Raw genomic sequence first — 12,735 nt, forward strand, 5'->3', positions numbered from 1 at the left:
TTAATAAAGCCAGGGGATTACTTTCATAATCCTTTCCGCATTTAATAATATTTTAAGAAAACTAATTAATTGCCTATAAACTTGTCACATATATCACGAATGTATTTTATTTGGGCAAGAGCATGTTCTTTTTCCTGCGCCAGTCGCGCATCAACCATGTTGCTGTCAGGCAGCGGCGTATAACTTGCATCGCGCCATGGGATCCATGGATTATCACCCTCATCGTCGAAGCGAAATGCAGGGGCATAATATTCAACTTCTTCTTCCAGGCCAAAAGCATGTACTTGCGGTTTATCTTCACCTAAAAGTAATAATGCCTTAAGCATTTCTTCCATGGGTAAATCGCCGTGTCCTGAACGACAAGCCTCATGCCCCCAGCCTTTACCTTCTTTAATAATTTTTGCGTCTTTGATATGCACCTGAGTGATCAGAGGAGACATAACCTCTAACGCAGAAAGCGGCTGCTCATTGGCATTAATCATGTTGCCAAAATCAAACAGAATAGAGAGATTTTTCATCCCGCTATTGTTAACCAGCGTCACCAGCTCATGGCCTTGCAGATCTTCATGCTGTTCGATAGTAAAGCTTAGTCCGCAATCGTCATACTGAGACAGCCACGCAATATCATTGGCAATCTTCGCCATAACATCGTTGAGATGCCCTTCATAACGCGGGTAGAAACGCACTGAAGTTGCACCAGTAGCAACAGCAATACGGATGGCATCCGTCAATGTCGCCTTATCCGATGCGCTCGTTTCGATATGCACATCCAGATTATATTTTTTGGCCTTCTCTTTAAAATCGTGTAGCTGCTGATCGTTCAGTTTCTGCAGTGATTGGGACTCACCATCCTCAACATGTATTTTTACACCCTTCAATTTTTGCTGATGCGCAATATCCAGAAGATCCCCCGGCAGGACTCTCTCGTAGCGCATATTCAGATGAAAAGCATAAGCATGTAGGTACAGCGGTATATTTCTCGCGCGTTCCGCAAGAAGTTCTTGGTTACATTTTCCCATTATTTTTCTCATTCATCGCGAATAACAAGTTCCACTGATTCAAGTCTCCAGTATTCGAAATCAACCTGAACCACTTTTTTATCTCGGGTAGCCCGATGTTTTTCTACTAAAATTCCATACGTATTAGGCGCAACACCCAGCTCTTTGCAGGCCACTTCTGGCATATTGACCGGTTTAAAAATCATTTCTTTGATATTTAAAACATGGCCAAACGCATCTTCCCAGACGCTGGCAAAAGACTGATTGCCCAATTTATTAATGAATCCTGGCGCAACATCAGCATCAATATAGGATTCATGGTAAAACACTTTATGTGAATCAAGACCGCACCAGCCGGTAACTAAATAGCGGTCACCGGAGGAGAGAAAAACATCATCAACATGATGCGGAACTGTATCAATGGTTTCTTTGGTTAAATAATCCCAAAAAGGCTTACGTCCCTGAGCACAGGCTTCAGCATTGAAGCTGGAAAGTGATTTAGGGTTATAAATAAATCGCTTCGACGAAATAAACCAACCACTGCGGTTCTTGCGGAAAATACGCGCATCGATCTCAAGCTCAATCAGAACCTGACGTAAGGTCATACGCTTTGCATCCAGCAGCTCACATAACTCCCTTTCCGAAGGCAATTTGGACCCCGCTGGTAAATTCTTCTCGTTTAACCAGCTTTCAAAGCGCTCCCTGAGCACATCAACATTGTTTTTCTTTTTCATTTCGCCAATCTGGTTTAAACCAATTTGAAGCTAAGATATTTGAGTGCAGGAAATACTCAAGTTTTTTTTCAACGCAGAGTTTCTTTTTGTGGGCCAGGTATCAAGAATGGCTTTGAAGCAAACCGTGACCGTCAGGTTTTTGCCCGGTTTTGTACGCAGGGAGATGAACCACAGGGAGAGGTAAATCAGGTGTCGCCACCTGATTTAATTGTAAGATGAAGGTGGGTTTATTTTCCCCACAAACGACGGGAATTGTCTTCGATCTTGCCGCTTAGACGGCGCTTTTGCATCGTTCTGGTCCAGCTTTTTGATAACCCGGCAGCCGACAGTAAACGGTGATATTGCGAATCATCAAACGGCATATGCCAGGCGATAGCAATGGCCTCCCGCACGCTGACGTCGCTCACGCGTGACGCCAGGATCAACGGCGCGTCTGCTGACACCTGACCAGGCGCGATGACGCTGCACAGCCAGCCTGTCTTACCCGCATCCTGCATCTGGCTGGCCATATCGCTGATGCCAAAATGGAAATTCAGCTTAAAGCATGGCGAGCGCGGCTGCGTGACCTGAATCAGCGCCTCTCCCCACTGGAAAATGTCGCCAATATACACATTCTCTTCAGTCAGCCCCTCAGTAGAGAGGTTCTCACCAAACGCGGGGGCGACAAATAGCTCCGCCTGCTCCGGAAACGCTTGTCTCCAGTGCTGATAGTGTTCACGCGGATAGTGACACAGCGCGCGATCCGGCCCGCCGTGAATTTTCGTTTCCGCTTGTTCATCCCCCGTCAGCCCCAGTTCGGTCAGCATCAACTCACCGTCAATCTGGACTTTAGCAATCGCGCTGGGACGGCTTCCCGTGTAGTCCCGAACTTTGCCCGTAAAAACATCGACCGGATATCGCATCTGTTCCCTCTCCCGATAAATTTCCCCCATTACACCACATTTATTTTACCCCAGTCGCTCAAAATGAGAGCACGGTTCACATGAAACTTAGGGACACATGCTATCAATGTAATCTGGTTTTGAAACATCATTTCAAATAAGGAGTCGACAACGTGACTGGTCAATCGCAATTTGCTGGCGTCTGGTGTCCTTCCATTACGCCAATGGACAATGATGGCAAGATCGATCTCAACGGTCTAAGCCTGCATCTCAAACGCCTTACCGAGGCCAAAATCGACGTGATTTTGCTGATGGGCAGCATCGGGGAATTTGCCTCCTTTACGCTCGAAGAAAGGCTGCTGCTGATCCGCGAGGCCCGCGCCATGAGCTCGCTAAAGATGGTCGCCAACGTCTCATCCACCTGCCAGAATGATGTTTTATTGATGGCGCAGGAAGCGTATCGCGCAGGTTACGATGCCGTGATGATCCTGCCGCCCTACTACTACGGACAAACGGCGAAACAGCTGCTGAGCTACTTCCGTCAGTTGGGGCAGACACTCAGCGGCAAATGGTTTGCTTATAACTTCCCGGCACGCACCGGCTGCGATTTAACCCCCGAACTGGTAGCCACCCTCGCCGCCGAGTTCCCGAATTTCGCTGGCATTAAAGACACCGTCGACTGCCAGTCCCATACCCGCAGTATGATTCAGACCACCCGCGCCGTGCGGGAGGATTTTGCCGTGCTGTCCGGCTATGACGAATACTACATTCCCAACCTGTTAGCAGGTGGCGCGGGAATAATTTCAGGGTTGAACAACGTCATGCCGGAACTGTTTGTCAGCGCGCGGGAAGCGTTTAAACAGGGCGACCTGGCAGCGCTTCGCGATATTCAGGACCAGATTGGCACCTACATGTCCATCTATGCTATCGGCGAAGATTTTGTCACCACCATCAAAACCGTGGTATCGCGTAAGTTTGGCTATTGTACCGGCGTGTCACGTAATGCCGGTGGAGAGTTGAACGAGAGTGAGTGTCGAACAATCGATGAGGTGTTTGTCGTCAAAGGATAAATAATTAAGCCGGATGGTGCAGACCATCCGGCTTAAGAGACTTACTTCACGGTGCCACGAATATCAATTTCTGCCGCCCTTGCTTTGGCCCTTTTCGACCAGATAGACGTGATAATCGGCACCAGAATGGAGGTCACAATCACCGACGTGGCGACCAGGGAAGTTGCTGCCGGTGCCATCGGTTTAAATGCCGGAACCATTTCAGCAATCAGCACAGGCGTAGCAACCGCCGCCTCCGCAGAACTGGAAGCGGCAATCCCCGCCGTACCATCGCCACCACCAATCAGTTTATCGGCGATAATCAATGGAATACCAGTGATGATAATCACCGCCACGCCCAGCAGAATACCCAGCACGCCGGTCTGCGCAATCACGCTCAAATCAATGGTGTTACCTAATGCGAAGGCAAAGAACGGGATCAGCGTCTGCACCGCTTTGCTGAAGAACTCCCGCAGTTCAGGGTCCAGATTCCCCAGCGCAAAGCCAATCAGGAACGGCAATACTGCACCAACAAATACGTGTGGTTCAAACGACGCGATCCCGGCGGTTCCCAGAATCACCATGGTCATCAGCGGGCCAGACTCCAGCGACATCAGGACAAACGCCCCGGCCTCTTCTTTGGTGCCGTACTGCTGCATAATCGAGGCATACAGCCCGCCGTTGGTCATATCCATCGCGGCCACCAGCGCCAGCGTAGACAACCCTGCGAAGAATCCAACCTCTACACCATGTTCCGGCAGAATGCGTGAAGCAATCGCTGCAACCACCCACGCCACCAGAATCTTGGTGATGACTAACGTACCTGATTTACGCAGCACGGTGCCGGTGGCGCTTAGCTTGATCGACGCCCCCATGCAAAAGAACCAGACTGCCAGGATAGGCACCGTACCGGTGATCATACCGTTGGTAAAAGAGCCGAAATATTTGCCGGCGCCGGGGGAAAAGGTGTGACACAACGCGCCCAGGAAAAGCGGCACCAGCATCATACCGCCTGGGATTTTCTCTATCGTACGTTTGATCTGCATTTCCATCACCTGTAGACATAAAAATGGGGCAATTTTTATGGGCGATTGCATCTTGCTTTGAGATGCGCCCGTCTTGATGAAAAGAAGATAGACATTCATAGAGACTATAAAAGTGATCCCACTCGCATAATAAAACCTTGTTTCAATTTAAGTGGATCATTGTTTTTATATTGAGTTTGATCACAAAAAAACCCCACAAGCATCGCTTGCAGGGCTTTGTTAAAGCGTAGAACTTATTTTTTTGCTGCGAAACGCGCGGCAGCTTCGTCCCAGTTCACGACGTTCCAGAACTCTTTGATGTAGTCCGGGCGACGGTTCTGGAATTTCAGGTAGTAAGCGTGTTCCCAAACGTCCAGGCCCACGATTGGGAAACCGGAAGCGCCAGAGATAGCTTCACCCATCAGCGGGGAATCCTGGTTGGCGGTGGAAACAACAGCCAGTTTGTCACCTTTCAGAACCAGCCACGCCCAGCCGGAGCCAAAGCGGGTTGCCGCTGCTTTTTCAAATTCAGCTTTGAAGTTGTCAACGGAGCCGAAGTCACGTTCGATAGCCGCTTTCAGGTCGCCCTGCAGCGTAGTACCGGTTTTCAGGCCTTTCCAGAACAGGCTGTGGTTAGCGTGACCGCCCGCGTTGTTACGCAGTACGGTTTTCTTGTCTGCTGGCAGTTGATCCAGTTTGGTGATCAACTCTTCAACGGACAGGCTGGCGAATTCAGGCAGGCTTTCCAGCGCAGCGTTGGCGTTATTTACGTAAGCCTGGTGGTGTTTGGTGTGGTGGATTTCCATCGTCTGCTTATCGAAGTGCGGTTCAAGGGCATCATAAGCGTACGGCAGGGATGGCAGTGTATAACTCATAATCATCTCCAGTATTGTCGGGCGGCCAGTGTTAACGCCGCGTAAGCAGTTGGGTCATTATAGTTAATTAAATGATATTGAAAATGATTATCAATGCCGTACTTTTTACAGGGTCTTAATGAATCAAAACCATTGTTAAAGATGTGAGCCGAATCACCCACTTAACGTGATGATTGCCAACATGCGCAAAAGGACGGCAATCGTTAAAAGGTTAACCACCTGCGTAATTTTTAAACTCGTTAGGTCGGAGGGGTCATTACCGACGATAAAAAATAACGAGGATTAAGTCATGAGTAACGCGATTACGATGGGTATCTTTTGGCATTTGATAGGGGCAGCCAGTGCCGCCTGTTTCTATGCCCCGTTCAAGCAAGTCAAACATTGGTCATGGGAAACGATGTGGTCGGTTGGCGGGATCGTCTCCTGGATAATCCTGCCGTGGACCATCAGCGCCATGTTACTTCCCGATTTCTGGGCCTACTTCAGCTCCTTCAGCCTCTCCACACTGGCGCCGGTATTTCTGTTTGGTGCAATGTGGGGGATTGGCAATATCAACTATGGCCTGACCATGCGCTATCTCGGTATGTCGATGGGTATCGGGATTGCGATAGGTATTACGCTGATTGTCGGCACGCTGATGACCCCGATTATCAACGGCAATTTTGATGTACTGATCAATACCTCTGGTGGCCGCATGACGCTGCTTGGCGTACTGGTCGCGCTGATTGGCGTGGGCATTGTTACCCGTGCCGGTCAGTTAAAAGAACGAAAAATGGGCATCAAAGCGGAAGATTTCAACCTGAAAAAAGGTCTGGTTCTGGCCGTCATGTGCGGTATTTTCTCCGCCGGGATGTCCTTTGCGATGAACGCGGCGAAACCGATGCACGATGCCGCCGCCGCGTTGGGCGTCGATCCGCTGTATGTCGCCCTGCCTAGCTATGTGGTCATTATGGGCGGTGGCGCGCTTGTTAACCTGGGCTTCTGCTTCATTCGTCTGGCAAAAGTGAAGAACTTGTCGATAAAAGCCGACTTCTCGTTAGCCAAACCGCTGATTATCACCAACGTGCTGCTCTCTGCGCTTGGTGGCTTGATGTGGTATCTGCAATTCTTCTTCTACGCCTGGGGCCACGCACGTATTCCGGCGCAGTATGACTATGTAAGCTGGATGCTGCACATGAGCTTCTATGTTCTGTGCGGCGGGATTGTCGGTCTGGTATTGAAAGAGTGGAAAAACGCGGGTCGTCGTCCGGTCAGCGTGTTAAGCCTCGGCTGCGTAGTGATCATTGTCGCGGCAAACATTGTCGGTCTGGGAATGGCCAGCTAAGCATGCTGAGTACTGAGATGACGCCACTGGCTCGGCGTCATCCCGGTTTCCCGCGTAAATACCACCGAAAAGTAGTTACTGTCCTCAAAGCCGCAGCGCATGGAAATCTCGCTAATCATCAACCGACTATGTTTGAGCAGATACTGCGCATGGCAAACCCGCACCTGGCGGAGATACTGGTTGATGGTCATCCCGGTCTGACTGCGAAACTGCTGGCGCAAAACGCGCTCGCTGCATTGTTCGCGCTCGCAAAACGTATCCAGTTCAAACGCATGCTCATGGCTACCGGCTAACGCGGTGATCAGTTTATCCAGCAGCGTTTCACTGGAGGTCGCCGGGAGCGTATCCGTGGCATAACGATGCCGCTTAAGGTGTGTCACCAGTTGCCCGAACAGCAGTTCAGCCATGGTAAAAGCCTGTGCATCACGTTGATTGCTTTCATGCTCAAGCTGGCTTATCACCTGTCGGGCCTGGGTCATGCCAACGCTACCGAGTCGCCAGTGCGGCTGCCTCGGCGTACCGTCAAATCCGGGGATCGCCCCTTGCCAGTCAACATTCAGCGTCAACCGCTCCGGGCAGTAGATGATATTTTGCAACACCAGGTCGTTCACGGAGGTGTAGGAGTGTTTATCTTCGGCGCGAATGTAAAACAGATCGCCACGGGTTATCCGGTACGGGCGATCGTTAAGGACATGCAGACCATTACCGCGCCAGACCATGACCAGCTCGCAAAACTCGTGGGTATGCTCAGCAAAGACATCCTGCGGATAACGGTCAGCCACGGCCACAGCCTGCTGCTCATGCGCAAAGAAGTCTGATTTCAGAAGGACCAGATGATTCGCCATCACAATATTCCCTGTCGGATGGCGGCTACGCCTTATCCGACCTACAGATTACGTGACACGTAGGCCGGATAAGGCGTAGCCACCATCCGGCGTTAAGGGACATGATTATCTGAGATTCGGCGGTAAAAAACGTTGATAGCTTTCGCGTTACTGGAGGCGGCTTGCCACAACGAGATCGCGCCCCTGACGAATATCGCGTGGTGACCACTTGAACTCACGACGAAAAAGCGTCGAAAAGTGGTTACTGTCGCCGAATCCGCAGAGATAAGCGATGTCTGTCACGCTGTCATCACTGTGGCGAAGCAGATGCCGGGCCTTGATCAGCCGCAAGCGGTTAAGGTAGCGCTGCGGCGTCAATCCGGTTTGCTGTTTGAGCTGGCGATGCAGAGTGCGCAAAGAGAGGGAAAACTTCTCGGCCAGCGCCTCCCAACACACCTCGTCGGCAAAGTTATCTTCCAGCCACGCCATCAGGAGGTTAAGCCGCGCGTCGTTATCGGTCGCTGCTTCCATCAGGCTGCTTTTACGCAGCAGTACCAGCAACTGCATAAACAGGATCTCGCGATTTGCCGCCGTTGGTGTATCCATCCCCTCACCGAGCGCTTCCATCTGCCCCACCAGTTGTCGAACCTGCTGCAATACCCCCTGATTCACCCGCCAGTGGGAGGGATACTGCCCATTCTGTTCCTGAGGTAAAAGCTGATTCAGCCCAGCCAGAAATTGAAACGCATCCGGGGAGCGATACAACACATTGGTCAGGCACAGATTGTCAGTATGTTCATATAAATGCCGGTCATGATCGCGAACGAAACACACCGTACCGCCGCTGATTGTGTAAGGCTGCCCGTTGAACACATGGATCCCCGTTCCATGTTCGACCACCACAATTTCATGAAAATCATGATGATGCTCTGGAAACGCAGGTTGAGGAAGCCGCGGTTCAATAGCCACTGGCGCTTTACCTGTCGGAAAAAAATCCACGCAATGCAATACCGTCATGATGACATCCTTCCCGATCAAATGAACATGGCTGAATAGTAATTAAGGGTTATCACCCTCACCTTAAATTTTTGACGCCAAAGTGCGTAAACACGGTTAATTCTTCAAGAAATGGCGGGAAAGATCGGGAATTGCGGAAGGCGTCACATCCGCTAAAACAGGTCCTATTAATAGAAATTGTGAACAGCGTCACGTTCACCTTTGCCATGTTGCCAGCCGCTAATTGTGGCTGTCACTGTCAAGAAGGTACGCGTTATCTGGGGTTCTTAGACTGAGTGCAATAAAACTCAGAAGGACCTCGCTATGACTTTTCGCCATTGTGTCGCAGTCGATCTCGGCGCATCCAGTGGGCGCGTAATGCTGGCGCGTTACGACAGTGAACACCGCTCCCTGACGCTACGTGAAATCCACCGCTTCATGAACTGCCTGCAAAAAACAGACGGTTTTGACACCTGGGACATCGACAGCCTGGAAAACGATATTCGTCTTGGCCTGAAAAAAGTCTGCGATGAAGGCATTCGGATAGACAGCATCGGCATTGATACCTGGGGCGTGGATTACGTTCTGATCGATAACGTCGGTCAACGTGTCGGTCTGCCGGTCTCTTACCGTGACAGCCGCACGACCGGCATTATGGCGCAGGCGATGGAACAGCCGGGTAAAGGTGAAATTTACCGCCGTAGCGGCATTCAGTTTCTGCCCTTTAACACCCTGTATCAACTGCGTGCACTGGTTGAACAGCAGCCAGAACTGCTCCCGCAGGTGGCCCATGCCCTGCTGATCCCCGACTACTTCAGCTTTCGCCTGACCGGCAAAATGAACTGGGAATACACCAACGCCACCACCACCCAGCTAGTCAATATCAATACCGACGACTGGGATGACACACTGCTGGCGTGGACCGGGGCAGACAAAGCCTGGTTTGGTCGCCCGACGCATCCTGGGAACGTGATCGGCCACTGGATTTGCCCGCAGAAAAACCAAATTCCGGTTGTCGCCGTCGCCAGTCACGACACGGCCAGCGCGGTCATTGCTTCTCCGCTGGCCGACAAAAACAGCGCCTATCTCTCTTCCGGGACCTGGTCGCTGATGGGCTTTGAGAGCAGAACACCTTATACCAACGATGTGGCGCTGGCGGCGAATATCACCAATGAAGGCGGCGCGGAAGGACGCTACCGTGTCCTGAAAAATATTATGGGGCTGTGGCTGCTCCAGCGCGTATTAAAAGAGCGCCAGATTACCGACCTGCCAACGCTTATCAGCCAAACGCAAGCGCTGCCAGCCTGCCAGTTCCTGATAAACCCGAACGACGATCGCTTTATCAACCCCGACGATATGAGTGCAGAAATTCAGGCAGCATGCCGTGAATCAGGCCAACCCGCTCCCCTGCAAAACGCCGAACTGGCGCGCTGTATCTTCGACAGCCTGGCGTTGCTGTACGCCGACATCCTGCAAGAACTGGCACAACTGCGTGGTGCAGCATTTAGCCAACTGCACATTGTCGGTGGCGGATGCCAGAACACCTTACTGAACCAGCTGTGTGCGGATGCCTGCGGTATTCGCGTGATGTCCGGGCCGATTGAGGCTTCCACGCTCGGCAATATTGGCATCCAGCTGATGACGCTGGACGAGCTGAACAACGTCGATGATTTCCGTCAGGTGGTACGCGCCAACTACGAACTGACCACCTTCATTCCCAATCCTGAAAGTGAAATTGCCCGCTACCAGGCGCAGTTTCAATCACTACGACAGACAAAGGAGCTTTGCGCATGACCACTCAACTTGAACAAGCCTGGGAACTGGCAAAACTGCGTTTCGCCGCGGTAGGTATTGATGTCGAGGCGGCCTTACGCCAGCTCGATCGTCTGCCGGTCTCCATGCACTGCTGGCAGGGCGATGATGTCGCCGGTTTCGAAAACCCGGAAGGCTCGCTCACTGGCGGTATTCAGGCTACCGGTAACTATCTGGGTAAAGCGCGTAACGCCACCGAACTGCGGGCCGATCTGGAGCAGGCGCTGAGCCTGATTCCTGGTCCAAAACGTCTGAATTTGCACGCGATCTATCTGGAATCTGATACGCCGGTTGCACGCGACCAAATCAAACCTGAGCACTTTAAAAACTGGGTGGAGTGGGCGAAAGCGAACCAGTTAGGGCTGGATTTCAACCCATCCTGCTTCTCACACCCGCTGAGCGCCGACGGTTTCACTCTGGCGCACGCCGACGACACCATTCGCCAGTTCTGGATCGATCACTGCAAAGCCAGCCGTCGCGTCTCGGCGTATTTTGGCGAGCAGTTGGGTACACCATCGGTGATGAACATCTGGATCCCGGATGGCATGAAAGACATCACCGTTGACCGTTTAGCGCCGCGCCAGCGTCTGCTGGACGCACTGGACGAAGTGATCAGCGAGAAACTCGACCCGGCGCACCATATCGATGCCGTCGAAAGCAAGCTGTTTGGCATCGGTGCGGAAAGCTACACCGTGGGCTCTAACGAGTTCTACATGGGTTACGCCACCAGCCGCCAGACCGCACTGTGTCTGGATGCGGGCCACTTCCATCCGACTGAAGTGATCTCCGACAAAATTTCCGCCGCCATGCTGTATGTACCGCGCCTGCTGCTGCACGTCAGTCGTCCGGTGCGTTGGGACAGCGATCACGTGGTGCTGCTGGATGATGAAACTCAGGCGATTGCCAGCGAGATCGTTCGCCACAACCTGTTTGACCGCGTACACATTGGCCTCGACTTCTTCGACGCTTCCATTAACCGCATCGCCGCGTGGGTGATCGGCACCCGCAATATGAAAAAAGCCCTGCTGCGCGCGCTGTTAGAACCCACCGAGCAACTGCGTCAGCTCGAAGCCAGCGGCGACTACACCGCACGCCTGGCCCTGCTGGAAGAGCAAAAATCGCTGCCGTGGCAGGCTGTCTGGGAGATGTATTGCCAGCGCCATGACACGCCTGCGGGCAGCCAGTGGCTGGACAGCGTGCGCGCTTATGAAAAAGAGATTTTGAGCAAACGTAGCTAACCGTGACGCCAGGCTTGTAGGCCGGATAAGACGCCCCGCGTCGCCATCCGGCAAAAAATGAAACACGATTGCCGGATGGCGCTTCGCTTATCCGGCCTACGTAAAACCCGATAACGTTCGGGCAATAAACAGGAACACCGAACATGCAAAAAATTACGACTTCTTGGTTCGTCCAGGGGATGATCAAAGCCACTTCTGATGCGTGGCTGAAAGGCTGGGACGAGCGTAATGGCGGCAACCTGACGTTGCGTCTTGATGAAGCAGATATCGCGCCGTTTAGCGCCGATTTCCACGAAAAACCACGCTATATTGCGCTAAGTCAGCCGATGCCGCTGCTGGCAAACACACCGTTTATCGTCACCGGTTCCGGTAAGTTTTTCCGTAACGTCCAGCTCGATCCCGCGGCAAACTTGGGCGTGGTACAAATAGACAGCGACGGCGCGGGCTACCATATCCTCTGGGGCCTGACCCACGAGGCCGTGCCGACCTCTGAACTGCCGGCTCACTTCCTCTCTCACTGCGAACGCATTAAAGCGACGAACGGTAAAGACCGCGTGATCATGCACTGCCATGCCACCAACCTGATCGCTCTGACCTACGTACTGGAAAACAACACAGCGCTGATTACCCGCAAGCTGTGGGAAGGCAGCACCGAGTGCCTGGTGGTGTTCCCGGATGGCGTTGGCATTCTCCCGTGGATGGTGCCGGGTACAGATGAAATTGGTCAGGCTACCGCCGAGGAAATGCAGAAACACTCGCTGGTACTTTGGCCGTTCCACGGCGTGTTCGGAAGCGGACCTACCCTCGACGAAGCGTTCGGTTTGATAGATACCGCAGAGAAATCCGCCGAAGTTCTGGTCAAAATCTTTTCGATGGGCGGTATGAAGCAGACCATCTCACGTGAAGAGCTGGTCGCACTTGGCAAACGCTTTGGTGTTACGCCGCTGGCAAGCGCCATAGAGCTGTACTGATACCTCCC

12 protein-coding genes are annotated in these 12,735 nt (G+C 52.2%); 5 read left to right on the forward strand and 7 right to left on the reverse strand.

Annotated elements, in window-relative coordinates; all coding sequences use genetic code 11:
- Nucleotides 1-65: 65 nt before the first annotated feature.
- The 3 genes from OGY33_RS00375 to yiiM form a co-directional block, all read right to left on the reverse strand.
- A complete protein-coding gene (locus OGY33_RS00375) occupies nucleotides 66-1,019 on the reverse strand; it encodes a sugar phosphate isomerase/epimerase family protein (protein WP_048215188.1) in 954 nt (317 codons plus the stop codon).
- 8 nt (nucleotides 1,020-1,027) lie between these two features.
- Nucleotides 1,028-1,732, reverse strand: a complete 705-nt coding sequence (locus OGY33_RS00380) for a GntR family transcriptional regulator (RefSeq protein WP_020996112.1) — start codon at nucleotides 1,730-1,732, stop codon at nucleotides 1,028-1,030.
- Nucleotides 1,733-1,959: 227 nt separating this feature from the next.
- Nucleotides 1,960-2,634 carry a 6-hydroxyaminopurine reductase gene (gene yiiM, locus OGY33_RS00385; protein WP_048215189.1) on the reverse strand — a complete coding sequence of 225 codons (675 nt, stop codon included), beginning with the start codon at nucleotides 2,632-2,634 and terminating at the stop codon, nucleotides 1,960-1,962.
- A gap of 152 nt (nucleotides 2,635-2,786) precedes the next feature.
- On the opposite strand from yiiM, the gene OGY33_RS00390 reads away from it, so the two are divergent.
- Nucleotides 2,787-3,683 carry a dihydrodipicolinate synthase family protein gene (locus OGY33_RS00390; RefSeq protein ID WP_191238959.1) on the forward strand — a complete coding sequence of 299 codons (897 nt, stop codon included), beginning with the start codon at nucleotides 2,787-2,789 and terminating at the stop codon, nucleotides 3,681-3,683.
- Nucleotides 3,684-3,724: 41 nt separating this feature from the next.
- On the opposite strand, the gene kdgT is transcribed toward OGY33_RS00390, so the two are convergent.
- Nucleotides 3,725-4,708, reverse strand: coding sequence for a 2-keto-3-deoxygluconate transporter (gene kdgT, locus OGY33_RS00395; protein ID WP_191238960.1), 984 nt, complete (start codon nucleotides 4,706-4,708; stop codon nucleotides 3,725-3,727).
- A 233-nt stretch (nucleotides 4,709-4,941) separates the two neighbouring features.
- Nucleotides 4,942-5,562 carry a superoxide dismutase [Mn] gene (gene sodA / locus OGY33_RS00400; RefSeq protein WP_003825239.1) on the reverse strand — a complete coding sequence of 207 codons (621 nt, stop codon included), beginning with the start codon at nucleotides 5,560-5,562 and terminating at the stop codon, nucleotides 4,942-4,944.
- A gap of 289 nt (nucleotides 5,563-5,851) precedes the next feature.
- Here sodA and rhaT point away from each other — a divergent pair, with 289 nt between their 5' ends.
- Entirely contained in the window at nucleotides 5,852-6,886 is a 1,035-nt protein-coding gene (rhaT, locus tag OGY33_RS00405) for an L-rhamnose/proton symporter RhaT (protein ID WP_003825242.1), read from the forward strand.
- Here the strand turns inward: rhaT and rhaR are convergent.
- Nucleotides 6,883-7,731: an HTH-type transcriptional activator RhaR gene (gene rhaR, locus OGY33_RS00410; protein ID WP_149607381.1), complete on the reverse strand. Its 849-nt coding sequence runs from the start codon at nucleotides 7,729-7,731 to the stop codon at nucleotides 6,883-6,885. The genes rhaT and rhaR overlap by 4 nt on opposite strands.
- Before the next feature lie 147 nt (nucleotides 7,732-7,878).
- A complete protein-coding gene (gene rhaS, locus OGY33_RS00415) occupies nucleotides 7,879-8,727 on the reverse strand; it encodes an HTH-type transcriptional activator RhaS (protein WP_008787013.1) in 849 nt (282 codons plus the stop codon).
- A 303-nt stretch (nucleotides 8,728-9,030) separates the two neighbouring features.
- Here rhaS and rhaB point away from each other — a divergent pair, with 303 nt between their 5' ends.
- From rhaB to rhaD, 3 genes are all read left to right on the forward strand, one after another.
- Complete coding sequence (gene rhaB / locus OGY33_RS00420) at nucleotides 9,031-10,500, forward strand: rhamnulokinase (RefSeq protein WP_191238961.1); 1,470 nt, start codon at nucleotides 9,031-9,033, stop codon at nucleotides 10,498-10,500.
- Nucleotides 10,497-11,756 carry an L-rhamnose isomerase gene (gene rhaA, locus OGY33_RS00425; RefSeq protein ID WP_191238962.1) on the forward strand — a complete coding sequence of 420 codons (1,260 nt, stop codon included), beginning with the start codon at nucleotides 10,497-10,499 and terminating at the stop codon, nucleotides 11,754-11,756. The genes rhaB and rhaA overlap by 4 nt, the downstream gene beginning before the upstream one ends.
- Before the next feature lie 143 nt (nucleotides 11,757-11,899).
- Nucleotides 11,900-12,727, forward strand: coding sequence for a rhamnulose-1-phosphate aldolase (gene rhaD / locus OGY33_RS00430; RefSeq protein ID WP_008787010.1), 828 nt, complete (start codon nucleotides 11,900-11,902; stop codon nucleotides 12,725-12,727).
- The last annotated feature ends 8 nt before the right edge of the window (nucleotides 12,728-12,735 follow it).

This window comes from Citrobacter sp. Cpo032 (genome assembly GCF_030332975.1).
Classification (GTDB): domain Bacteria; phylum Pseudomonadota; class Gammaproteobacteria; order Enterobacterales; family Enterobacteriaceae; genus Citrobacter; species Citrobacter portucalensis.